The sequence below is a fragment of the Gardnerella sp. DNF00497B genome (genome assembly GCF_049262725.1).
Taxonomy (GTDB): domain Bacteria; phylum Actinomycetota; class Actinomycetes; order Actinomycetales; family Bifidobacteriaceae; genus Bifidobacterium; species Bifidobacterium leopoldii.
On record NZ_CP058400.1, the window covers coordinates 1278401 to 1303054 of the forward strand.

General features: G+C 43.6%; 18 protein-coding genes. 6 read left to right on the top strand and 12 right to left on the bottom strand.

The window, feature by feature from the left end:
• Window positions 1-208: 208 nt before the first annotated feature.
• Together HXT26_RS04900 and HXT26_RS04905 are read right to left on the bottom strand one after the other, a co-directional pair.
• The gene (locus tag HXT26_RS04900; RefSeq protein WP_422111961.1) at window positions 209-1417 is read right to left on the bottom strand and encodes a hypothetical protein; all 1209 of its coding nucleotides are present in this window, start codon (window positions 1415-1417) and stop codon (window positions 209-211) included.
• Between the two features lie 511 nt (window positions 1418-1928).
• Complete coding sequence (locus HXT26_RS04905; protein WP_004105415.1) at window positions 1929-2786, bottom strand: DeoR/GlpR family DNA-binding transcription regulator; 858 nt, start codon at window positions 2784-2786, stop codon at window positions 1929-1931.
• A gap of 227 nt (window positions 2787-3013) precedes the next feature.
• On the opposite strand from HXT26_RS04905, the gene HXT26_RS04910 reads away from it, so the two are divergent.
• Window positions 3014-4168: a quinone-dependent dihydroorotate dehydrogenase gene (locus tag HXT26_RS04910; protein ID WP_004105417.1), complete on the top strand. Its 1155-nt coding sequence runs from the start codon at window positions 3014-3016 to the stop codon at window positions 4166-4168.
• A 141-nt stretch (window positions 4169-4309) separates the two neighbouring features.
• Here HXT26_RS04910 and HXT26_RS04915 read toward each other — a convergent pair whose 3' ends face one another.
• The 5 genes from HXT26_RS04915 to HXT26_RS04935 form a co-directional block, all read right to left on the bottom strand.
• The gene (locus HXT26_RS04915; RefSeq protein WP_004574072.1) at window positions 4310-6631 is read right to left on the bottom strand and encodes a transglycosylase domain-containing protein; all 2322 of its coding nucleotides are present in this window, start codon (window positions 6629-6631) and stop codon (window positions 4310-4312) included.
• 58 nt (window positions 6632-6689) lie between these two features.
• Window positions 6690-7400: a Crp/Fnr family transcriptional regulator gene (locus HXT26_RS04920; protein ID WP_004105425.1), complete on the bottom strand. Its 711-nt coding sequence runs from the start codon at window positions 7398-7400 to the stop codon at window positions 6690-6692.
• A gap of 286 nt (window positions 7401-7686) precedes the next feature.
• Window positions 7687-10191 carry a prolyl oligopeptidase family serine peptidase gene (locus tag HXT26_RS04925; protein ID WP_174164230.1) on the bottom strand — a complete coding sequence of 835 codons (2505 nt, stop codon included), beginning with the start codon at window positions 10189-10191 and terminating at the stop codon, window positions 7687-7689.
• Between the two features lie 89 nt (window positions 10192-10280).
• Window positions 10281-11765 (bottom strand): App1 family protein, encoded by a 1485-nt coding sequence (locus HXT26_RS04930; RefSeq protein ID WP_004105429.1) that lies wholly within the window; start codon window positions 11763-11765, stop codon window positions 10281-10283.
• Window positions 11762-13579, bottom strand: coding sequence for a L,D-transpeptidase (locus HXT26_RS04935; protein WP_004105432.1), 1818 nt, complete (start codon window positions 13577-13579; stop codon window positions 11762-11764). Before HXT26_RS04935 ends, HXT26_RS04930 begins: the two co-directional genes overlap by 4 nt.
• Window positions 13580-13961: 382 nt before the next feature.
• Between HXT26_RS04935 and HXT26_RS04940 the strand changes: the two genes are divergently transcribed.
• From HXT26_RS04940 to rpiA, 4 genes are all read left to right on the top strand, one after another.
• A complete protein-coding gene (locus HXT26_RS04940; RefSeq protein WP_004105433.1) occupies window positions 13962-15062 on the top strand; it encodes a diacylglycerol/lipid kinase family protein in 1101 nt (366 codons plus the stop codon).
• 30 nt (window positions 15063-15092) lie between these two features.
• On the top strand, window positions 15093-16766 hold the full coding sequence (gene pgm, locus HXT26_RS04945; RefSeq protein ID WP_101885886.1) for a phosphoglucomutase (alpha-D-glucose-1,6-bisphosphate-dependent): 1674 nt from the start codon (window positions 15093-15095) through the stop codon (window positions 16764-16766).
• 34 nt (window positions 16767-16800) lie between these two features.
• A complete protein-coding gene (locus HXT26_RS04950) occupies window positions 16801-17907 on the top strand; it encodes a ribonuclease H family protein (protein WP_421791747.1) in 1107 nt (368 codons plus the stop codon).
• A gap of 388 nt (window positions 17908-18295) precedes the next feature.
• Complete coding sequence (gene rpiA / locus HXT26_RS04955) at window positions 18296-18994, top strand: ribose-5-phosphate isomerase RpiA (RefSeq protein ID WP_004105437.1); 699 nt, start codon at window positions 18296-18298, stop codon at window positions 18992-18994.
• Window positions 18995-19147: 153 nt separating this feature from the next.
• Here the strand turns inward: rpiA and HXT26_RS04960 are convergent, their stop codons facing one another.
• Both HXT26_RS04960 and HXT26_RS04965 read right to left on the bottom strand, forming a co-directional pair.
• The gene (locus tag HXT26_RS04960; RefSeq protein WP_004268639.1) at window positions 19148-19237 is read right to left on the bottom strand and encodes a 30S ribosomal protein bS22; all 90 of its coding nucleotides are present in this window, start codon (window positions 19235-19237) and stop codon (window positions 19148-19150) included.
• Between the two features lie 103 nt (window positions 19238-19340).
• Window positions 19341-19997, bottom strand: coding sequence for a hypothetical protein (locus HXT26_RS04965; RefSeq protein WP_004109607.1), 657 nt, complete (start codon window positions 19995-19997; stop codon window positions 19341-19343).
• Window positions 19998-20104: 107 nt separating this feature from the next.
• On the opposite strand from HXT26_RS04965, the gene radA reads away from it, so the two are divergent.
• A complete protein-coding gene (gene radA / locus HXT26_RS04970) occupies window positions 20105-21592 on the top strand; it encodes a DNA repair protein RadA (protein WP_116442593.1) in 1488 nt (495 codons plus the stop codon).
• A 59-nt stretch (window positions 21593-21651) separates the two neighbouring features.
• Here the strand turns inward: radA and ribF are convergent, their stop codons facing one another.
• The 3 genes from ribF to rbfA all read right to left on the bottom strand — a co-directional run bounded on the left by ribF (window position 21652) and on the right by rbfA (window position 24652).
• Window positions 21652-22896 (bottom strand): riboflavin kinase, encoded by a 1245-nt coding sequence (ribF, locus tag HXT26_RS04975; protein ID WP_174191490.1) that lies wholly within the window; start codon window positions 22894-22896, stop codon window positions 21652-21654.
• 61 nt (window positions 22897-22957) lie between these two features.
• A complete protein-coding gene (truB, locus tag HXT26_RS04980) occupies window positions 22958-24061 on the bottom strand; it encodes a tRNA pseudouridine(55) synthase TruB (protein ID WP_004105445.1) in 1104 nt (367 codons plus the stop codon).
• Between the two features lie 48 nt (window positions 24062-24109).
• Window positions 24110-24652: a 30S ribosome-binding factor RbfA gene (rbfA, locus tag HXT26_RS04985; protein WP_004105446.1), complete on the bottom strand. Its 543-nt coding sequence runs from the start codon at window positions 24650-24652 to the stop codon at window positions 24110-24112.
• Window positions 24653-24654: the final 2 nt, after the last annotated feature.

Sequence of the window (24654 nt, forward strand, 5' to 3'; positions counted from 1 at the left end):
AGAAAGGTAAGAATAGCAACTTAATGCAACTAATGGATGAGAACGAACGCGGTAAATACAAGCGTACAGATCTCAAAATTGCTATAAAAAAAAACTTAGTCTAGCGCACCTTTTAGCACACTAGACTAAGTAATTCACAGTAAAATCGACTCAACGATCAACCAGTAAGCTAAAGCCCAAATGATTCATCACTGAATCAGATTTCAGCTTAGTGACGGATCTTGCGAAGAGCAGCACCCATGCCAGCAAGCACAGAAGCAGCAACAGCAGCCATAGCTACAGCAGCACCAGTCTTAGCTAAACCAGCAGCAGCGGCACCGTTTGCACCAGCGGCAGCACCGTTAGCATTGTTGTTCTGCTGAGCAGAAGCCTTGGTATCCTTACCCTGCTTAGCAGCAGCCTCAGCAGCCTTAGCTTCCTTACCAAACTTACCGCTCATAGCAGAAGCATAAGCATGCTTCAAACCAGGAACAGCTGGAACCTTTGGATCCAAAGGATCAGAAGTCACAACTGGTGGCAACAAAGCTGGGTTCACACCAGCAGCAACAGCCTCATTGTAAACATCCTTGTAAGTCTGCAAAGCCTTATTATAAGCAGCTACAGCAGCCAAATCCTTTGCCAGAGCATCATCATAAGCAGCCTTAGCCTTGGCAAGAGCAAGAGTTGCACGCTTAAGGTGAGCCTCAGCACGATCTGCAGCATCACGCAAACGAGTAAGGGTAGCAGAATCATTCACGCCAGAAGCCAAGAATGCGTTGAGCTTTCCATTAGCAGCACTGAATGCATCCATGCGAGCATTGTACTCAGCAATAGCAGCAACCAAAGCCTTATAAGCATCATTGAACTTATTCTTAGCAACAGCAAGTTCATCATCCTTGTTGTCCAAGTTCATCTTAGCAAGACGAACCTTGTTAATAAGAGCCCTCTTAACCTGATCCTCAGTTGGATCTGGGTTAGAGCAGTTATTAACGTTGTCCAAAGCCTTGAGATACTGGGCATGAGCATCATTAGCAGCAGCGAGCTTAGCATCGTAGTTGGCTTTGTTGGCAACATACAGGTTCTTCTGATTTACATATGCCTGAGCAGCTGCAGCATCTTCTGGCTTGGTGTCATTAGGAAGAGGAGTCACCATCTTAAGCTTGCCATCATTGCCATCAGCCACATACAAAGCCTTAACTTCAGCCTTAGATGGCTCTTGTGGCTCTTGTGGAACAGCTGGGACATCAGCCTTTGCATCATCCCAAGCCTTCTTAGCTAAAGCAGCGATAGACTCATTCTCGCTCTTAAGATTCCATTCTTCCCTATTTACTGGGCAATCTGGAACGTTAACATTAGCCATTGCTGGTGCAGCAAAAGCGAAACCAGAGAGGAGGGTGGCGCCGGCAGCGAATGCGGCGATAGCCTTCTTATTCAACATAATATTTTCCTTTCTTCTTCTCCTTCGCACTAGGGTATGCGAAGAAAAATTTGCCATTTGCGGTTTCCCGCTCGTACCAGTGAACTAGGGATTCAACCGGTAACTGAGTTAAAACTTACCGCAAGCTCTCAGAAAACTCAACACTAAAATTCAGATTTCTAAGCGCCAAAAATACAAAAATCTTAGTAAATATTCGTTATATTCATTAAAAAGCAGAAATATTTACGACATTTTTCTGTATTTTTTAATAAAAATTACGCGACACGCCATATACTGGATTTTTTTAACGTTTTTTCAGCTTTCTTTAAGGTTTGAGTTTTGCGATTTCTTTAACAGCCTTATAAAACAAAGAAAAACGCAATATTTAACCATCGGCGAAATTTGTTTAAACATCGACACACTTGAAGCAAAACCAAACAGAAAAACCAAAAATGCCCGAGTAAACAACTCACTCGGGCATTAAAATCATCAGCGCGCAAAATTAAACTTTGCAAAAATATTCGCAAAAATACTAATCAAGCAAATCGTCAGAATCTCCAGAACTCACTAAATCGTCAGCATTAGACGCATCAAGAACATCTCGCTCATCAATAACAGGTGCCAAAACCAAATCCTTCACAAGCTCACGCGTACGAAGCTGAGAATCAGCATCCAAACCATCGTCGGTAATAACAGTATCAACCTGATCAAAACGAGCAAATAGCGAAAGCGACGTACAACTCCATTTAGTATGATCCGTCAAAATAATCGTGCGATCCGCAATATCCATTAACGCCATATCAGTAGCAGCTTCCAAAGAATTTGGCATAAGGAATCCGCGAGGAAGAGACACAGAATGCGTGCCAAGAAAAACGGTATTCACACGAAGAGAAGCAACAACTTTATCTGCAATAGGCCCAACCAGCGAATTGGAACGCGTAATCACGCCACCGGTAACAATAACCTCGACATCCTTCGACTCTAAAGCTTGCACAAGCTCCGCAACAGGAATCGAATTGGTCAAAATCGTAATACCAGAAGCCCTGCGCGACTCGAGCAAATGTTGCGCAAACACATAAGCAGTGGTACCGCCGCCAATAGCAATCACATCTCCAGGAGACACATAATCCACAGCCAAACGCGCAATTGCATCCTTCAAACCAATATCCATTTGCGACTTTACAGAAAACAGCGGCTCCGAAAGCAGAGTATTAGTCGTTACTGCGCCACCGTGAACGCGCTTTAAAAGCCCACGATCCGAAAGCTCTGCGATATCCCTGCGAACCGTCATAGCAGAAACGTTCAGTTCTTTAGAAAGCGCAGTAATGCGAACAGCACCGCGCGTACGGAGACGGCTTAAAATCAAATGTTGACGCTGTGAAGAAATCATACGAACATTATCGCACACGTAAACGCAAAAAACAAACGTAATTGAGCGTTTCAGGGCATTAAAACGAAAAGAACGCACATTTTGTTGTCAAGCAAAGCAAGTTTTATGAAAAATCGCACAAAAACGAACGCGTACTAAGGAAGAAAACGCACAAACTACGGCAAGAAAAAACGCACAAAATACACTAAGTAATAGCGCATATAACAATAATGCCCTACTATATAAATATGTATTACGTTTCTGAACACTCATTGCACAATGTCGTCAATAAAGCAACGACCGACCTTTTTACATTCTCATACAAACACATTATTAAACCGCATTTTGTTTTTAACATTCCTCCAGACGAAGCGCATGATCGCATGATTAATTTTTGCAAATTTAGCGAACGCACTCCTGGATTAATGTGGCTTCTTCGCGAAATGCTTAACTACACAGACCCAGTGCTAGAAACTAACGTTATGGGTGTGGATTTTGCAAATCCGTTTGGCTTAAGTGCAGGACTGGATAAAAACTGCCAAATGGCGACCGTACTAGACAACGCCGGCTTTGGTTTTGAAACAGTTGGCTCTACCACAAGCCGACCATGCGAAGGAAATCAAAAACCTTGGTATCATCGCCTTCCAGAATATGACTCTATTCTTGTACACGCAGGACTAGCAAACGATGGCAGCGAAGCCGTTGTTGCACGAGCCGAGAAAGCCTGGACGCATGCAAAGTCTATGAATATGTCTATTTCTATTGCGCGCACAAACGACGACTTAGTTGGCGACTTGGAAGAAGGAATTGAAGACTACCATATTTCTATGGAACGTGCAGCCGGAAAAAGCTCAATAATTGAAGTAAATATTTCATGCCCGAACACGCGTGTGGGTGAACCATTTAGTCAGCCGGAAGCACTTGACAAATTATTCACCGATCTTGACACTATTAAGCGACCTCAGCCAACGTTAGTTAAGATGCCGCTTAATTTGCACGGTGGTTGGGAACAGTTCAAATCTTTGCTTGACGTACTTGCCGAACATAAAGTTGACGGAGTAAGTATTGCGAACTTGCAAAAGAATCGCGCAGGACTTGATGTTCCGGAAGATTGGCAAGGAGCACTTTCTGGAGGTCCTACCTATAGCGCAAGCAACGAGCTTATTCGACGCACGCGCAAAGCTTTTGGTAAACGTTTTGCTATTGCAGGCATTGGCGGAGTATTTACGCCAAAGCAAGCATATGAGAAGATTCGCTCAGGCGCTGATTTGGTTATGTTTATTACGTCACTTATGTACAGAGGACCGCAGCAAATCACAACGCTGAAACGCGGACTTGCGGATCTTTTGAAACGCGACGGCTTTGAGCATGTTACAGACGCAGTTGGTGCGGATTTGAACTAGTACAGTGCGTATTTGCGCTAAAAATGACCCTTACTTTGCTCACAATCAAGTAGCATAAGTAAGGGTCTATTTGTAAGGAACAGCACAAAACAACTTAGTATTTAGTAAGTTAACTAGCAATTACGAGTTAACAAATACCATTTAGTAATTATCAGTTTCTGAATTACTATAGTCGTCGCGACGAGCAGTGCCGTACTGATCTTGCGTGTTCTTTTGTTTCTTAGCTTCTTCCTGCTGTTCTTGTGCTGCCTGCTTTCTAGCGTCTTCATCTCGCTTCTGCTGATCAGTTTTAACAGTATTTTTAGGCATGCCAGGCAGAGTTCCACCGGCAGTGTACTTTGGATCAGGCTTGCCATAATCGTTGTCAACAGGAATGTTAGCAGCTTTCAAATAGTCATTCATAAACTGTTTCCACGCTGGCGTTGCAATATACATACCATACCAAGCTGCCATTGTACGACCGTTAATAGTCATGCCATTAAAGCTTTTTTGTGATTCGGCGTTACCAACTGCCACAAACGAAGCAACTTGATACGGCACAAAACCAGCTGTAGTCATGTAGTACTGTTCGTTAGTACCAGTTTTTGCGAAAGTCTTGCGACCACCATCAAGTTGGGTAGTTGAAGCCTCGCCGCCAGGTTGCACAACACCCTGATTCAGCGCATAAGCAGCAGTTTGAGCAATTCCCTTTGGAATTGCTTGATGGCAATGCGCACTAGGAACTTTCAAACGCTTACCGTTTTTGTCAACAACTCGCTTAATAGCAATAGGATCGCATGCCACGCCATCAGCGCCAATAGTTGCATACACATTCGCCACAGTTAAAGGCGAAGCTTGCACAGAACCAATCGTCATAGGCGGATTAAGCGAGTTAGAAGAATACACACTTTCCTGACCAAGAGGCGAATTATGGTAACCAAGTATGCGAGCAGCATCCGCGATTGAGCACAGCTTAATTTGCTGAGCCATAGAAGCCTGAGTGGTGTTATGCGAGCGCACAAGACCTTGCAAAGGAGTTTCCGGATTAGTTGTGCCACCACCAGAGTTTTGAACTGACCAACTACCAACTCCGCGGAATTTGCTGCAATTAAAATCAGCATTGTTGTAAAGCATAGAAGTGCGAAGAGGCTGATTAATCGACTTTCCAGCAAGCATCCATGCAACCATATTAATTGGCTTCCACGTAGAACCAATCTGCCAACCAAGACCGCCACCATCGCGCTCATCTACAGCATAGTTCAAAGCCGTATGCGTAGGATCTGATTTTGCAGCATCCGTAGCATCATAAATACGATTGCTGCCAAATGCCAAAACTTCACCAGTTCCAGGCTTAATTGCCGCAATTGAAACTTCAAAACCGCTCTTATCGTTTACAGGAATCGTATCTCTAGCAGCTTTCATAGCAGCCTTGCTGGCGCGCAAATCCATAGTTGTGTAGATATCAAGACCACCCTCAGTAAGCAACTTTTCGCGCATGGCAGCAGTTTTACCAAACTCGCGAGAATGCAAAATTTTCTTCGTTACATAATCGCAGAAGAATGCTGCATCACCTGCAGCTTGGCATCCAATCTTAGAAACTTCCCTCTGTATGTTAAGAGTGCTTTTAAGAGGAATAGCAACAGCGGAATCATGCTCGCTCTTAGTAATAAAACCTTGACGAAGCATTAAATCAAGTACAATATTGCGCTGCTTTTGCGCTTCAGGCTGATTTGCTTCAATAGAAGGATCGTAACGCGAAGGATTCTTTGTAATTGCAGCAATAGTTGCCGATTGCACAAGATTAAGTTTTGCAGCGCTCGTATTGAAGTAGCGATGAGCTGCAGTTTCTACGCCGTAAATATTATTGCTACCGAACTGCGCAATATTTAAATATCCCTGCAAAATCTCAAGTTTAGAGTATTTTTTCTCCATTTGAATTGCAATAAGCATTTCGCGCAATTTACGAGCAATAGTGCCTTCAGAAGCGTGATACTCAGCTAAAGGATCGTTATTTTCGCGAGCTTTAATCATAAGCACATTTTTTACATATTGCTGAGTTAAGGAAGAGCCACCTTGCATATCTCCCTTTTTAACGAATGTTTGCACGAATGCGCGAATAACACCTTGCATATCTACGCCGGAATGCTCAAAGAATCGACGGTCTTCACGAGCAACCATTGCTCGCTGCATATATTGCGATATGCGTCGGAGCGGCACTACAGTGCGGTTTTGAGCATAAAAAGTTGCAATAATAGTTTTGCCATCAGAAGCGTAAAGTCGCGATTTTTGCGGCAAAGCAGTTACATCAAAATCGATGCCGTCAACGCGAAGTGAAGGTACTACTGTTTTCACTATGCTATTCACGCTCATTACGCCAGGAACAAACATAATACTTGCTGCAACACCTCCTGCAACACACAAAGTGATGTAGGTAAGGAACAGTGCTAGCACACGGCGAACAGTCAGTGAATTCTTTTTCGGCATGCGTACTATTCTAAAGGTTTGCCTCTACTTGAAAACTGGCATCATAAACATTCGCACTTTAACGCTCAGCTCGACGAATAAGCATGCCAGGCTTATAAATAATAATTGACCTGCCTTGGCGCATAATCCAGCCTCTGTTTGCAAAATCCATAAGTGCTTTGTTAACTGTTTCGCGTGAAGAGCCAACAAGTTGCGCAAGCTCTTCTTGCGTTAAATCATGCGGCACAAGCAAGCCATCGCTCATAGGCTCGCCAAATCTTGAAGCTAAATTCAGCAAAGTCTTCGCTAAACGAGCAGGAACATCCATAAAAACTAAGTCGGAAATTCGCTCATTATTTGCTCTCATGCGCGCTGCAAGCACTTGAAGCATATCTACTGCAACGCTAGGGTGATTGTTTAGCCAATGGAATAACACGTCATTTTCTAGCCATAAAACTCTAGTATTGTTGGTAATAGATATTGCTGAAGCTGTACGAGGACCGCCGCTAGGATCAAAAACGGGAATTTCGCCTAGAATTTCGCCAGGAGTGTGAATACTTAACAATTGCACACGATTGTCGTTTGAATGACGAACTAATTTTACTCTTCCACGCTCAAGCAAGTACATTCGATGGTCAGTATCGCCTTCATTAAAAATTGCCGAACCTTTTTTAAATGTCGATTCTTGCAAATACTGCATCAATTCTTTTACTTGATCAGCTGGAACTTGCTTAAACAATGCGGTATGTTGCAGTGAAAATTCATCACTGTCAACGCTGAGTGTTGCCATTGCTGCTCTACCCCTTCATTAAGCAATAAGTAGATATCTCCATTGAACTACCTGTATGCGGATGAGCGCAAACGCAAACGAAAAACGTAAGCGAAAAACGCACATCACCTGACCTATGATATCACGAAAGACGAGGAAACGACATTTACTTTACGCCGCTGTAAAGTTTCTGCCGCTTTTTAGCATGCAAACGACCGTTTTTTTACAACGCAGTAAAGTTTCTGCCGCCTTTTAGCACACAAACGACATTTACTTTACAACGCAGTAAAGTTTCTGCCGCTTCCGACTAACTATTTACTCCCATAACATGCAAGCACCATGCGTTTTCATAAGCTAACTCCTGCCATTGCCTGTACCTGCCAGAAGTGCCACCGTGACCACCGTCAGTTTCAATACGAGCAATTGCATCAACCCCAGAAGCTTGCAATTTAGCGAGCCATTTCAAAGGTTCTGTAACAAGTACGCGCGTGTCGTGAATAGACGATGTGATTAAGATTTTCGGAAAATCAGCTAACTTCTTGCGACCATCTTCCGTTTTTGCGCAAGGCACATTTTCGTAAGGAGTATACGATTTCATATAAGCATAAGCTTCAGAATCATCGAGCGGATTGCCCCACTCATCCCACTCTGTTACAGTAAGCGGCAAAGAAGAGTCGAGCATAGACGTAAGGGCATCTACAAAAGGCACGTCTGCTTCAATTCCTGCATAACATTCCGGAGCCATATTTGCTATAGCACCCATAAGCAAGCCTCCCGCTGAACCACCGTTTGCAACAGTATGGCAAGCGGAAGCAAAACCAGCATTTTGCAAAGCACGCGTGGCATCAACAAAATCTTCAAAAGTATGCTTTTTATTAACGCGCCTACCCTGCTCATACCACGCGCGACCCATTTCGCCACCGCCTCGCACATGCACTTGCGCATATAACACGCCGCGATCCAGCAAACTCAAGCGACCGACAGAAAAAGTAGGGTCTGAACTAACTTCATACGCTCCATAACCAGTAATAAACATTGAGTCAGTTTGAGAAATTTTATCCGGACGCCACACAAGCGATACTGGCACACGCTCACCATCTCGAGCAGTAATCCAAACGCGCTTTTCAGCATAATTGTGCTCATTAAATTCGCCTAAAATTTTACCTTGCTTGAGCAACACATCTTCGCCTGTTAAAGGATCCAACTCGCGAAGTTGACCTAGAGTTGCGTAACTGCCAAAAGCGTAACGCATATGCGGAGCTTCGTACGAAGGATTTCCAGTCATAGAAATACTAAATAAGCGATTATTGTTGATTTCTTCTTGTGAAATATTTGCGAGCGCAGCACGTGATTCGACTTGCGCTTGATCCGCAAGTTGATCCGTAAGTTGAGAAGAAAATTGATCCGTAGGTTGATCCGTAAATTGATTCGCAAGCTGGGAAGAAAGCGGTCGCACTTCGCAAAAACGCCACGGTTTTGCTTGCAAAAAATCTTCAACAGCGCGCTTCTTGCTCATTACAGCCAAATGCGGCAAACCTTGAGAACGGTAAGCTAATGCCACATAATTTTTGTACATTGACAATCCGCTTATGCTCAATCCAACTGCATTTTGCAATATTTCAGGATTTTGAGGCGAATTATAAGGCTTTGTAATAGGCTCACTTCCGGCACCTTTTTGCCAAGCATCTCCTTGCTCGCAACCATAAGGAGAACCCGAAGCAACACATACTCCATCCGAAAGCTTATACGTTACATGCTCATCAAACTTTCCGGAATTTCCTCTCATATCAATAATGTCAATTTCAAAATTAGGATTTTTAGCGTTATGGCACACAATCGCAATTGGAATATCTTCACCATTTTCGCCAGCATTCTCGAAGCAAGCGAAAGAAATATCGTATTCCACTCCCTCAACCGGCTCAATAACCATACGGAATTCGCCCTCAGGATTGCTCAAAGGAAGCATGAGCACACGCGATGTAGTCTTTGAACTACTACTGATCATCATGTATCGTTCGTCAAAACTTTCATACACGTCAACAAAAAATCGCTCGTCAGTTTCTTCAAAAACTTTTACATCGCTGGAAACTTTAGTGCCGACCTTATGCCTCCAAACTTGATAAGGACGCCAAGCATCATCAAGCTTTACATAAAACATCCATTTTCCATCTGGAGAAAGTGAAGCAGAAGCAAGATTTTCCCACGATTCTTCCAACTGCAACCAAGAACATGTTTTTGTAGAAAAGTCACGAATAAAATAGTTAAAGCGTTCATCACCTTGAGTGTCGACACCGTACAGCATTCTCAAACCGTTGGTACTCAAATCCATTCCACCGACTCTAAAGAACTTGCCACCAGAGTGCTCAGATTCAAGGTTTGCATCAAATAAAATTTCTTCACCATCAGTTGTGCCAGGTTTTGCAGAATTGTCGATAGTTGGCGGATTCCAATCGTCACTATTTTCGACTTTCATACGGCATTGCACAGCGTATTGTTTGCCTTTTTCAGTGCGCACATAATACCAGTAATTATTCATGCGCACAGGAACAGACATGTCTGTTTCTTGAACTCTTGAGCGCAACTCGTCAAATAATGTAGAACGCAAGTTTGCTAAGTGCTTTACACGCTGTTCAGTATAAGCATTTTGACTATTGACGTATTCCATAAGCTTAGGATTATTGCGATCTTTCATCCAAGCATATTCGTCTATATAAGTGTCGCCATGGAATTCACGTGCCGACGGTATGCGTTCTGCCGCTTTTGGCTTTGCAAAATCTTGATTATTCATAGCTACACCTCTTTTAATTTTCATTAAGTATTTTCTTCAGCTCTTATATATTAGTAACGAAATATTTTCTGCAATTCTTTAATATTACAAAATTATTTTGCAATTATTTTATACTATTTCGCAATCGCTTCCTCTATAAACGGAAGCATTACTTTAGCTAAATCTTTGCCTTGAGGAGCTGCAAAAAATGGCACGCCTTGCAAAGTACCAGCAGCACCTTCTGCTTCAATTATGCGCATTTGAGCATCATCAAAATCATCAATATCACCAGAAAACTCGTTAGCATTATTTAATTTTTCGATCGCCATAGTAGGAATTTCTTGCGCATCTTCACACGTAGTATCAAGAGCATCCGAAAAAACATACGCACGTTTAGATGCACTTAAAGCAACAGCAAAATCACGAGATAATTTACGACGAAAATCCTCAACAGTAGCACGCTTACGCAATTGCCTAATACCTACTGCAAGCACACGACCTGGATGCTTACGAATAATATTCGCATACGTTAAAGGATCCTTTTGACCATCATCGCCAATAAGCACAAAACGCATGCCAGGAAAATCATCCATAAGTTGAGTTGCAAATTCTAATTTATGCTGCGGTCCGTTTGGAATAAAAGTTTTAGGACGCGGATCCAAATCACGAAGAAGAAGAGGACCCTCAGGAAACTTTTCGCGATCAATAAAGTGACGAATTGAAGCCTCAACATTCCACGGAGAAGTAGAAAGATAGAAAAATGGAATATCGTCACGCAAACGCTCTAAAGACTGGAAAAACTCAGACATTCCAGCAACTGGCGAACGATGAGCAGGATTCATAATAAGCAAATTATAAGCAGCGCGAATTGGCGAAGGCGCTTGAGTAACCATAATAGTGTCGTCAACGTCCGAAATAACACCAACAGGAACATTTGCATCAATAGCAAATAAACTCGCTTTTACAGGCTCACGGTCACTAACAGAATACGAAACAACGTGACGACCAGGCTCTAAAGCGCGTTCGGTAATTAAATCTAAATACCCTGCACGGTCAGAAATACAGTACTCTGCACTACCATCGCGTGAACCTTCAGGCTTATCGTATATTTCAGAATCGCCAATTTGAGCTGTTTCTACAGGAATACCATCAATAGACAAAGCCACGCGCACACGCACAGCAGGAACAACAAGCATCGCATAAATTCCGCGTTTTAGAGCAGAATGATGACCAAGCTTTGGAGCATACACAGTTCTGCAAATCAAGCGAGCATATCTATGCGTTCCATACCCAATATATGGCTCAACACTTGGAAACCAGCCAAAACGACGAGCAACACGACCAGCAAGACGCATCCACATGCCGACAATAGATGTAACGAGCCTGCGACCAAAACGCACAAGCAATGGCTTATTGTCAATACGCTCAGCTTTAGAAGGAGCGTCAAACAATGTTGCCGTAACATGCACAGGAATTGGCGCACTGCTAATCCGTCTAGACGCCACTAATTGCGGAGTAGATTGTGGGCTTTGCACATACTCAAGATTAGAACGCGCAGAAAGCGAAAGTCCTTCGGCGCGTTCATCTTTGTTAAGTGAGTTACCCACAGATTCGCTCATTCGCGTACCGGACCATCCGGAGTCGTGCCAACAATTTGCACAATAGTGCCACGTGGGCAATTTTCAAAAATCCAGCGAGCATCTTGCTCATACATATTTATGCAACCATGAGAGCCGTGATTTGCAGCATCGCCAGTTGCAATACCCTTATAATTCCAAGAAGCGGTGTGGAAGCCTTCTCCACCATGGTAATAGCTAACCCAACGCACTCCAGGAGAGAAGTAAGGAGAGCCATCGCCATTCCTACCGCGCATATCTTGTGAAGCATAACGCAAGTAAATAAAGAATGTACCAGAAGCTGAATCATCGGCACCGCGCTTACCTGTGCAAACAGGGAATGTTTTTACAAGTTCATCATTCCTATAAACAGAAGCCGTTTGGGTTGTTTTGTCAACAACAATGCGCATTTCAACAAGCTTCTTTTCAACGGTAAACTTAGTGATTTTTGAAGGAACAGACATCTTGAAATCATTGCCATCGCGCAAAGATTCTACAGCCTTTTTCGCAATACTATCGGAATAGCTAATTTCAACACCATTAGAACCTTTAAGTGTTGTGAAAATAAACTTGCCTTCTTTATTGACTGCATCTTCCTGATTAATCTTTTGCTGATTAAGCTCTTTTGGAAGAACTTGAGACAAATAATAATCTGCTTTATCTGCATCAATTGTGTAAGAAAGCTTACGGCGAGTCGTATCTGCTTTTATACTGATCCAAGACGCAATCGCTTCTTTTGGAACCGTAAAATCTTTACCGTCACCGTTATTAAACGTGATTTTTTTCTCAAGAAGTTTATTTAAATCATCTACAAGTTTCTGCGCTGCATCAAGCTTAATAGGAGCGTCAGTGCGTCGAGATGTAACAGAAACTTTTACTGTTTTACCAGGGTGAGCAATTAACTTTTTTACTGCTTCACGAACAGACATAGTTTCTATAGTGCGACCAGGTATACCATCCTCTACCTTGTAAGATTCAGAATCCTTGTCGAAAACTGCACTATAAGGTACAGCGCGATCCTTCTCACGAATAAACTTATGCAATAAGTACGAATCCAAAGCAGAATCATCACGTACAGCTTTCAAGCTCACGGTTTGATGAACCCAAGGCATAATACGAGTAAATAAATTATCTCGCTTAGCATTCATAATAGCTTTTACAGTTGCGTTCTTATCAATCTTGACACCAAGTTGACTCAAATCTGCATCAACACTATTGCCTTGATCGTCACTAATTACTAATTCGCTATGATCCACAGCATTCTGAACAGTCTTGCTTACAGAATCTTCCTGATAGCCAGTGAGATTGCGCGTAATAGAAGCATCACCAAAATCAACACCTGGAGCAACTCGATTGTTGAAATACAAATGAAGTGCAAAAAATGCTGCAGCTAACAAAATAACAAAAATAAGAAGCGAATACATCAACGCCAATGCGGAACGGTTCGCACGATGTTTCTTTGCTTTCGGCTCTACTACTCTAAATGAATCGGTTGCAGTTGAATCGGCAGGAGTTGCATTTGCATACATGCCATAAGATGTAGCATTATTGCCAAACACATTCTTCTTATTACCGGCAATATCTTCAACGATATCGTCAACAATGTCTCCAGAAGTATCTTCTTCATCGGCGACTTCGCCTAAATTATCAGCAAGAGTTCCCTCATAATTAACAGAATTATCAGCCATTTGATCTTCTACATGACTTTGAGGAACCTGCATAAAAGCAACAGTATCGTCACTAGCATCATCAGGCATATTACTAGATGTAATATTGAAGGATTCATCTCCCTCAAAATTTTGCTGTAATTCAGCCATATTCAAAACCTCTGCTCAATAATTGTATGCGACAGACACGCTTGCACAGTTTACCACTAGCGACGCACGAAATTAGTATTAGCGAAACATGAGAGCATAACTGGTTACATAACTAGCTAAATAACTAGCTAAATATTTAGTACAGAATTAATGCGAATAATACACGTTAAAAAACGAGCAAAGAACAAGCAAAAGCAGCAAAATGCACAATTAACTAGCAACTAGCCGACAGCTAATGAGTAACTAATAAACATCTAATACAAGCAATAAACGATATTTATAAAAACAATAAATACTATACAAATGTGTAAAAAACGTAAATATTCGCAATATGCAGCAAAATTTAGTATTGTAGAAAAAATAATGTGCAAGAATAGGAGGTATGCCAACTATGCCTATTCAAGCGACTATTGCTCTTATGATGATTGTATTCGCGCTTGTACTCGCACCATTCGTCATCATGATTGTTTCGCGCGCTTTAAAACGTCATCATTTGGCAGAAAAACTTGCTCAACGACACGGCGACTCAGTGCATTACGCATTCATACTTAATCCTTCAAAACCACAAGCGGAATCGTATCGCGAAAGTATTAAAAATTATTGCAAAGAACGCAATTTAACCTACGAAATTATTGATACACAGTTAGATAAAGATGGACGCGAATGCGCTTTAGAAGCACTTTCAAATGGAGCTAATGTAGTAGTAGCAGTCGGCGGAGATGGCACGGTTCGTACTGTTGCGAGCGCAGTAAGCGGTAAAGGTCATGCGATGGGAATTATTCCTATTGGAACTGGCAATCTTTTTGCTAGAAATATGGGAATTCCAGTAAACGACGTGGATGCTGCGCTGCGTGTTGCAACTTCTCACGGCTCTAGGCAGGTTGACGTTGGGCGCGTAACGATTCTCGACAATCCAGAAGAAGATCATGGACACGCATTCTTAATTATTGCAGGCATTGGTTTTGACGCGTTAATGATTGACGACACTGATCCAAACTTAAAAAAGAATATTAGTTGGCTTGCTTATTTTGTCTCTGGTGTAAAGCATTTGTTTATGCCAAAATATCGCGCAACCGTTACCTTACAGCGTTCAAATGGCGACGAAAGTGTGCTAAAAGGATTGACTTTCCGCACACTTATGGCTGGAAATTGCGGTCAAATTCCTATGTTTTCGCTTATGCCAGAAGCAGCGTACGACGATGGTGTGCTTGATTTTGAGATTATTGACACTTCTGGCGGTTTAATTGGTTGGGCTAATTTGTTCCGAGGAGTAATACACCAAACGCTAACAGGGCGCGCACTCCAGCAGGATTCGCTTTCTGCAGGCTCGAGAATTGACCAAACGCAAGGTTTTAGCGCAGAAGTGCAATTAGAAAAATCTGCTCCAGTGCAAGTAGACGGCGACATTTTGGGATATACGAAACATTTGCGCTTCACTGTTGACAAGCAAGCATTGTGCGTAAGAGTGCCAGAAAATAAATAAAATACAAGCGCTGTGGCAAAATAAAAAATTATGGTAGCAAAAAATGCGGGAATGCCCGCCACCCCAGAAGATCTAGTCGACGTCGACGCTTTGGTTGGCGCTTACTATGATGAAGTTCCAAATTCCAACATTCCAGAACAGCGCGTGATTTTCGGCACGTCCGGTCACCGTGGTTCTGCTTTGAAAACTTCGTTTAACGAAGCTCATATTGTGGCAATTACGCAAGCTATTGCTGAATATCGCAAGAAAGCTGGCGTAACTGGTCCTCTTTATATTGGTCGCGATACGCACGCTCTTTCTGAGCCTGCTCAAAAAACCGCTATTGAGGTTTTAGTTGCTAACGGAGTTCACGTTCGCGTGGATTCTCGCGGCGACTTCGTGCCAACTCCTGTTGTTTCTCAAGCTATTTTGACGCATAATCGCGCAGCCGACGGCACTCAGCGTTTTAGCGGCGACGGCTTGGCTGACGGCATTGTCGTCACTCCTTCACACAACCCACCAACCGACGGTGGTTTTAAGTACGATCCTGTAACAGGCGGCCCTGCACCTGCGGAAGTAACTAACGCAATTGCAGCTCGCGCAAACGAATTGCTCGACAATTACAAGTCCGTAAAGCGCGTACCTTTCGAGGAAGCAATCAAGTCTGATTTGGTTGAAGGCTTCGATTACCGCGAACACTACGTTAGCGATTTGGCTAATGTAATCGATTTCGATGTGATTCGCTCTAGCGGCGTGCGTTTGGGAATTGACCCACTCGGCGGCGCAAGCGTAAACTACTGGCCACTTATGAACGAAAAGTACGGTTTGAACATCGGCGTTGTGCGTCCAGAAGTTGATCCAACTTGGCGATTCATGACTATTGACCACGATGGCAAGATTCGTATGGATCCAAGCTCCCCTTACGCAATGAAGGGCTTAGTTGATCAGCTTAACGCTGGCGCTTGGGATAAGTACGATTTGGTTGGCGGCACCGATCCAGATGCTGACCGCCACGGTATTGTGTGCCCTAACTGGGGCGTTATGAACCCGAACCATTACATTGCGGTATGCGTGGAGTATTTGTTCGGCGGTGCTCGTCCGGATTGGCCAAAGAATACTGCTATCGGCAAGACGCTTGTGTCTTCTTCCTTGATCGACCGCGTGGCTGCTTCTATTAACGCAAAGCTTGTGGAAGTTCCAGTTGGATTCAAGTGGTTCGTTGACCCACTCTTTAGCGGCGAAGTTGCTTTCGGCGGAGAGGAAAGCTCCGGCATGAGCTTCTTGCGCAAAGATGGTCGCGTGTGGACCACCGATAAGGATGGTTTGATTCCTGATTTACTCGCTGCGGAAATTACTGCAAAGACTGGCAAGAACCCAGCTCAGCTTCACCAGGATCAGGTTGCTCGCTTTGGCGAAAGCTGGTATAAGCGCGTCGATACGCCGACAACTCTTGAGCAAAAGCAGAAGTTCGCAGCTTTGAGCGGCAGCGACGTTGAAGCAACTAAGCTTGCTGGCGAAGATATTACCGCAAAGCTTACGGAAGCTCCTGGAAACGGCGCAAAGATTGGCGGCTTGAAGGTGACGACTAAGAACAACTGGTTCGCTGCTCGCCCATCTGGTACCGAGAATATTTACAAGGTTTACGCAGAATCCTTCGTTTCTCCAGAAGCACTTGACAAGGTGCTTGAGGAAGCTACTGCTGTAGTCGACAAGGCTTTAGCGTAACGTAATAATCTTGCGTAAATAAAGAATCTACTAATTGCGCTGGTTGCAATCTGCAGCCGGCGCATTTTTGAAAGGTTTTGTCATGATTGTTGTTTCAACAGACGGTTCCGCGCTCGGAAACCCAAACGGTTCAATGGGTTGGGCGTGGGCAGATCACATTGACGAGTCTGGTAGCTCTAACGAACACCATCACACAGGCAATGCAGATGCTGGAGGCGCAACTAATGGCACAAATCAAATTGGCGAATTATGCGCAGTTTTGGAAGCTTTACGAGCACATCCTGGAAGTGAGCCGCTCACAATCGAAAGTGATTCACAATACGCTATAAACTGCGCAACTACGTGGATTCACGGATGGAAAAAGAACGGTTGGAAAAACTCTAAAAATGAACCTGTTAAAAATGCCGAGCTGATTCGAGCAATCGACGCGGAAATTACTAAGCGCGAAGGCGCCGTAAAATTCGTGTGGGTTAAGGGTCACGCAGGAAACGAAGGAAACGAAAAAGTTGATACACTAGCGCGCGAATATGCGGAAGATTGCCGAAATGGTTTGAAGGACGGATACTTGCCTTTAGAAGGCTGGAAGTCGCTTCTTGCTTCTGAATATGCAAAAGGTACGAATGTGCCAAGTGATGCGAAAATGCTTTTAGATGGCAAAATTTCCAATGCAGAATATCATCTTGAACGCACAGTTGGCGAAGATATTAATCCTGATTTTTCTGCACAAAATAGTAAAAATGCTAGTGATCTAACTGAATCTGTAAATGAATCAGCACGCAAACAAGCGCAAGAAGCAGCATGTGAAACGAAGCCTGAACAAATGCGTGAAACAAAGCGTGAAACGTTAGAAGATAGCGAAAAAGATGCACTATCAATAGAAAATAAACAAGATATGCACCAGCAAGACGCTATAACTATTGTTCAAGAAGTTCCAAAAACAGAGCAAAATGTTACGCAAACTACATCTAAACCAGTTCAAGGATTAAGTGTTTCTGGCGTGCTGCAGTTTACTCCCCCGCCAAACACAAGCCCAAGCTTTAACGGCGAGGCGCGTTTTATTTCCGGCACAATCAACGTAAGCGGCTACGTAGAGCCCGACGGCACCTTGCATTTATCTCCAACTGCCTTCTACCTTTCATAGCTATTTTTGCAATTCGTTTAGTGTTGCGCTCCAAACGAGGGCGCGACGAGTTGCTTTCGCGCAGCATTGCGCGCGCGAAAGCAACTCGGAGCGTGAGCTTGCTCAAGTTGAAAGCACAGTGTGCTTTCAGCGCAAGCTCAGTAGCGAGCGCGTTAACCGCGCGAGCGTCCTTCGTTCAGTGCGAAAAATCTCAAATCTCTACCACACGAATATCCCGTGAATGAATGACGACGCAACTAAGATGCACATAGCCCTAAAAATCTTGGCAAAGGTTAATATGGAAATGTACGAAAATGAGGCACGCATAAAAACACAAAGCCTCTCCCGCAAATAGCGATGGAAGTTCATCGGCGAACTCGGGAATAACAAAAACAAGAAAGCAGGGATAATGGATAAAGCACAACAAGATGCGCTTAAAAAAGCAGCAGGCATTGAAGCCGCAAAGATTGTAAAGAATGGAATGATGGTTGGTCTTGGCACCGGCTCTACAGTGCGTTTCTTAGTTGACGAGCTTGGCCGCAGAGTTAAGGAAGAAGGCTTGAGCTTCACAGGAGTCACCACTTCTCGTCGCACACAAGAGCAGGCAGAGGGCTACGGCATTAAGATTCTCGACATTAACGAAGTGGATCACATTGACGTTACAATCGATGGTTCTGATGAGGTTGACAAGAATTTCAACGGAATTAAAGGCGGCGGCGCAGCTCTTCTTTGGGAAAAGATTGTGGCTATTAATTCCGACCGCATTGTGTGGATTGTTGACGCAAGCAAAGTAGTCGACACGATTGGCAAGTTCCCACTTCCTGTTGAGGTGATTCCGTTTGGATCTGCTCAGGTGATTCGTAAGTTCGAAAAGCGCGGATATAAGCCAGTTTTGCGTCTTGATGCTGACGGCAAGGAAGTGCGCACCGACGAGAACAACTTCGTGGTTGATTTGCATATGGAGCGCATTGAGCATCCACAGGAGTTGGCGAAAGATTTGATTGAAACTGTTGGCGTTGTGGAACACGGCTTGTTCTTGAATATGGTTGACACGGTGATTGTTGGCGATCCAAACGGTCCTCGCACGCTTACAAACCCAAATAAGTAACGAAACTAAGCGCAACTAAACAAAACGAAAGTAGAGTCCGTAAACGCGGGCTCTATTTTTTTGTATATAAAAAAGCGCCGGAGAAAAACCGACGCTTCAAAAAAGTCTTACGTGCCTAAACGTTCAGACACGCATCAACGCATAGTAAGAAAATTACTTGCGCTGGTGACGAGTCTTACGCAGCAGTTTGCGGTGCTTCTTCTTGCTCATCCGCTTGCGGCGCTTCTTGATGACAGAACCCATCTGAAGCCTCCATTCCTATGTAAAGTGTGCAACTTGCCTAATGTTACACCGTTTTAACGACTTTGTGGAGTGATATTACAAAGAACATCATTTTTTACAACATTTACATTGGGAATCTGTGATAAAAACGCTCTACTGCTTGCTTTGCGCCGTTCACTTCAAAAACAGCGGTATCGTTCTGCCACAATGCACTAGCCTGTGATTTATCATTTTCATCATTTCGCAACACATAGCTACCGGAAGTCTTACCAGAAACTTGAATTTTTCCACTTGCGATATCAGAACCCTTAAGTCCATCAACTAACGCTTCATACTGCTTGTTCGCAGAATCGCGATTCGACCATTGAGCAACAGTTACAGACACTTCCCCATCTGGCTGACCAGTTGAGTACTTAACAGAATATTCCTCCAAAGGCGACGATTCAGTCCAAGTTGCACTAGGTATAGCGTCAACACGAGCGAAATCAAGTACGCTATCAGGCATAGCCTTAAGCAATGCCGTAGAAGATGCTGGCAAAGGTTTCGATGGTATAGAAGGCGTTTTAGGCATTACCATATGATTTTTGCTCGCAACATTTTCGTGATTCAATGCCCAACCTGGCCACATAAATGCTGAAATTAGAGCCAAAACCACAATTACTGCAGCTGAAGTCAACACAACTAATAATTTGCTGTGTGATGAATTATTGACACTTGAGGAATTCATATTCAACGCACCCATCTTTGAAGCATTCATACTTGAAGCATTCGATTTCGACATACTTGCATTATGTCACATCGCGATGACGCTTTTAGTACGCAAAAGCGCTTTACAATCAAAAACAAATACAAAATATGATTGTCTAATAAAGCGTATAGCGTCGAGATATGGCTAGTAAATCTACTCTTCACTATTTATGCTCCGAATGCGGTTGGAGCGGCTCAAAATGGTACGGTCGCTGCCCTGAATGTGGCGAATGGGGCACAGTGAACGAGTTTAGAGAGGCGCGAGTTAGCGGATTATCTCGTACAACACGTGCATCACGCGCAACAACAGCATCGCGCACCTATTCACCGGATGGCATAACTACTTCTAATCGCAATATCGCACATTCAACTCTCGATTCAGCAACATCTGCGCAACCAATTAATGAAATTCAAGCAGACGACGCAATGCGCATTCACACTGGTTTTAGCGAATTCGATCGCGTATTAGGCGGAGGACTTGTGCCAGGCTCCGTAACTCTTATAGCAGGAGAGCCAGGTATCGGAAAATCAACACTACTTCTAAAAACTGCAGCTTACGTATCTAAACAATCAAAAGAAAGCAACACTCCCCCTGTATTGTATATTTCCGGCGAGGAATCAGCAGCACAAGTTAAATTGCGCGCGTCTAGAATTAACGCTGTAAACGATTATTTATTACTTGCAACAACAGGCGATCTTGACACTGTACTAGATCTTATTGAAACACATCACCCTACGCTTGCTATTGTCGATTCTGCACAAACGATTTCCGCACAAGAAGTAGATGGTATTACAGGCGGTTCTACACAAGTTAGAGAAGTTGCGAGCGCACTTATCGACGTTGCTAAAGCTAACAATATTCCGATACTTTTAGTTGGGCACGTTACAAAAGATGGTTCAATAGCAGGGCCGCGTACGCTTGAACATTTAGTAGACACAGTATGTCAATTTGAGGGCGATACACAAACAGCGCTACGCATGCTAAGAGCTGTAAAGAATCGCTTTGGACCTACAGACGAAGTTGGCTGCTTCGATATGAGCGGTGAAGGAATTGAGGAAGTGCCGGATCCTTCCGGACTGTTTTTGTCTTCTACAGAAAACAATAATCAAGGTAAAAATGCGCAAGATGGCACAAACGACGGAACTTGCGTCACTTTTACACTTGAAGGACACAGAAGCCTGCCGATTGAAATACAAGCACTTGTAACACAATCGGCTCTGCCCACTCCTCGCCGTGCAGTTTCTGGTGTTGATTCTAACCGTCTTGCAATGCTTACAGCAGTTTTGTATCGTCACGGACGCGTTAATTTGCTTGCAAAAGATTTGTACGTATCTACTATTGCAGGAGCGTTGGCAAAGGAGCCGTCTTGCGACTTGGCAATCGTAGCAGCTTTAGCTAGTGCTGCTGCCGGGAAAGCAGTAACTCCTAAAACTTGCGCAATTGGCGAGATGAGCTTAACTGGTCAAGTTCGCCCAGTGCCAAGAATAGAGCCGCGATTGCGTGAGGCTGCGCGAATAGGATATAAGCGCGCAATAGTTTGCCATATGCGGAAAAGCGTTAGTATTCCAGGATTAGAAGTTATTGAAGTTAATACAGTGCGAGAAGCGTTAAAAGCACTTGGACTATAAGCTAAACGCAGCTAGCAAAAATAATCGCAACTAAAAACCACTAAGCGCAAATATCAAAATCAGACTTCAGCTTCAGCATCTGTAATCTCGCGCACTTGCTCAACATTAGCTTTGAGCATATCTTTTAGCGCGTCAACTGAATCAAAAGCCTGTTGCGGACGCAAGAAACTAGCAAACTCAATGCAAACGCGATGCCCGTACAAGTCTTTCCAATCGTCGAACAATCCGTAAGCTTCAACAGTGCGCTCTGCATCTTCTTCGCCATCTTTATTAAATGTTGGCTTAGTTCCAATAGAAATCGCAGCAGGCCAACGCCACGGAGAATGAACGCCTAAATGAAGCTCATCACGACGCAAAACACTCACATCTGGAACAGCATTTTTCGATGGTCTGACATCGTTCTTATTGTCAGCATCTAAATCAACAACCCAACCTGCATACACGCCATCAACTGGCACATAGCCTTCAATTTTTTCGCCAAGATTTACTGTTGGGAATCCAATCTCGCGCCCACGCTCGTCTCCATGAACTACTGTTCCTTCAACGCGATGCGGCTGATCCAAAATTTCACGCGCTTCTTTGACTCGACCAGTAGCCAACATCCAGCGCACATTTGTAGAACTCCAAGCACGCACTTTCTTATTTGGCATGCTCTTACTCCAAGCACGATATTCAGCTTTATTCATGCCCTCAGAAGGATCTTTAGGATCTCCAGGCTCCTGTGGAATTTCACGAACAATAGGATCAGGCACGCGAACGTCATCTGGACCCAAATCCTCTACTTCAATAAGCTCAAAAACTCCAGTTGCTTGAGACAACTCACGAATTGCTTTGATATCACCAGCACGACGAGCACCAAGCGCAGCATCAGAGCCAAGAACTAATGCTCGCATACCAAGCTTTCCAACGAGCTGACCTAAGAAGAAACGGTACGATTTTGCAGCAAAAGCAAGGCTGTAGCGCACAATCACAACATGATCAACATCCAACTGTGACATCACGCGCAAACGTTGACGCACGCTTGTAAGAGCATCCGGATCGTCCGGAAGTTTAGAATTAACGTCGCCAAAATCATCGTATAAATCAGGATTAGCATGCACTACGCTTGGACGCGGATCAAACATAATCACTACTGAAAACGCTCCATGACGATGCGCAAGATCCACAGTACGACGAATAACCTCGCGATGACCTTTGTGCATACCGTCGAATACGCCAATGGTAACAACCGCTTTACGCTCTGCACTTAACGTTGGCCAATTAATCATGCCGTTGGCATCTGGTCGAATGTCGATGACCTTCATGATATCCTTACTATCCGCGTTCAAGCATTACTCAAGCAAACTACGCAAAATACGCAATTCGTTATTTTAAATACTTATCTAGTTTACCAGTCTTCTCGCTTGCCGGAAATACCACAATTGGTTTGATTTGATTACTTTTTATATTTTTTGTCAATTCAACTACTGCAACAACGTCACATTCCTCAGTATTTGCGTTTGAAACGTACGCTATTGCAGGATAATTTTCGTAATTTATGCCAGATTTAAGCTCAATCCAGCGCCCAAAACGTAAGTCTTTAGCTTGATTCTCATCAATGCTTAAAGTTGGAAGCGAATGCGAAGCTGCATCCATCATATTTAAGCAAATTTTAGGAAGCATATTATTTGCGTCAAAATCGTCACTAGGAACTGCTTTTGAGCGATGCTGCAATACTCCATTGCGATCAGTAAATTCTCGCATTTGCGAGCGAAGTTTAAGAACTCGCGAATCAGTAACCGAAAAATCACCAACGCTAGTGCGACGAAGCTGAGTAAGATGTCCACCAACTCCTAGTAAGCGACCTAAATCACGAGCTAAAGCGCGAATATATGTTCCACTACTGCAAGAAACTTTTGCAGATATATCGCATACGAGTTTCCCACTCACTCCCCTAGTAATTCGAGGATTGCTCACTGAAAAATCACTAACAAATATCTCTCTAGGAGCAATCTCTACTGATTTTCCTTCGCGCGCTAAATCATAAGCGCGTTGACCATTAATTTTAATAGCAGAAAAAGCAGTAGGAGCTTGCATAATTTTGCCTACTAAATTTTCGCTAACAACTTGCTTAATTCGCTCAAAAGACAGTGACTTTTCAAAAGACATGTCTTTATTAGCAACGTGAACCCCCGGACCTATATTTAATGCGTCATTCGGAAGAATTTCACCTTCTGCATCATCAGTAGTAGTTGCTTCTCCTAAGCGGATTACTGCTTCATAGGTTTTATTGTGCCCCAACATGTAATTTAAAAGTCGCGTTGCATTGCCAAAACCTATGATTAGCAATCCTGTTGCCATAGGATCAAGCGTTCCTGCGTGCCCAACTCGCTTTGTATGCAACAAATGACGAGCGCATGCAACAATATCGTGACTTGTAACACCTTGCGGCTTATCTACAAGCAGTAATCCTGAATCTGGTATGCACATAAGTTAAATCTAGCTACTATACGATTCACATTGAGTTTGCTTTGAGATTTAATTGTTGTCAGACGATTCAGACATGTCTTCAAAGTCGCCCTCTTCAAAGTCATCGTCGTCGTCAAAATCGTCGTCGTCATCGAAATCATCGTCAGATTCTTCAACTTCGCGCGGCTTCTTATACGGATCGACATCGCCAGCATACTTAGCATTTTCACGCAACTTAGCTAATTCTTCATCACGATGACGAGCTGCAACAAGAATATCCTCAATTTCGTGCGCTTCAGACGGCACTTCGTCATAAATGAATTGCAATTGAGGAGTCAAACGCAATCCAGCTTTTGCACCGACCAAAGAGCGCAGTCGACCGTGAGCCTGCTGCAAAGCTTGTGCTGCACGCTGACGCTCGCCCTGCTCTTTGCCTTCGTGACCAAGTTGAGTCCAGTAAACCTTTGCAATTTGCAAATCGTTCGTAACACGCACTTCCGTAATAGTCACACTCGCCAAACGCTTATCATGCAAATGCGATTCCATATTGGAAGCGATTACGCGCTGAATTAATGCTGCAATACGTGCAGCTCTAGGATTCGTTCCTGCCATAA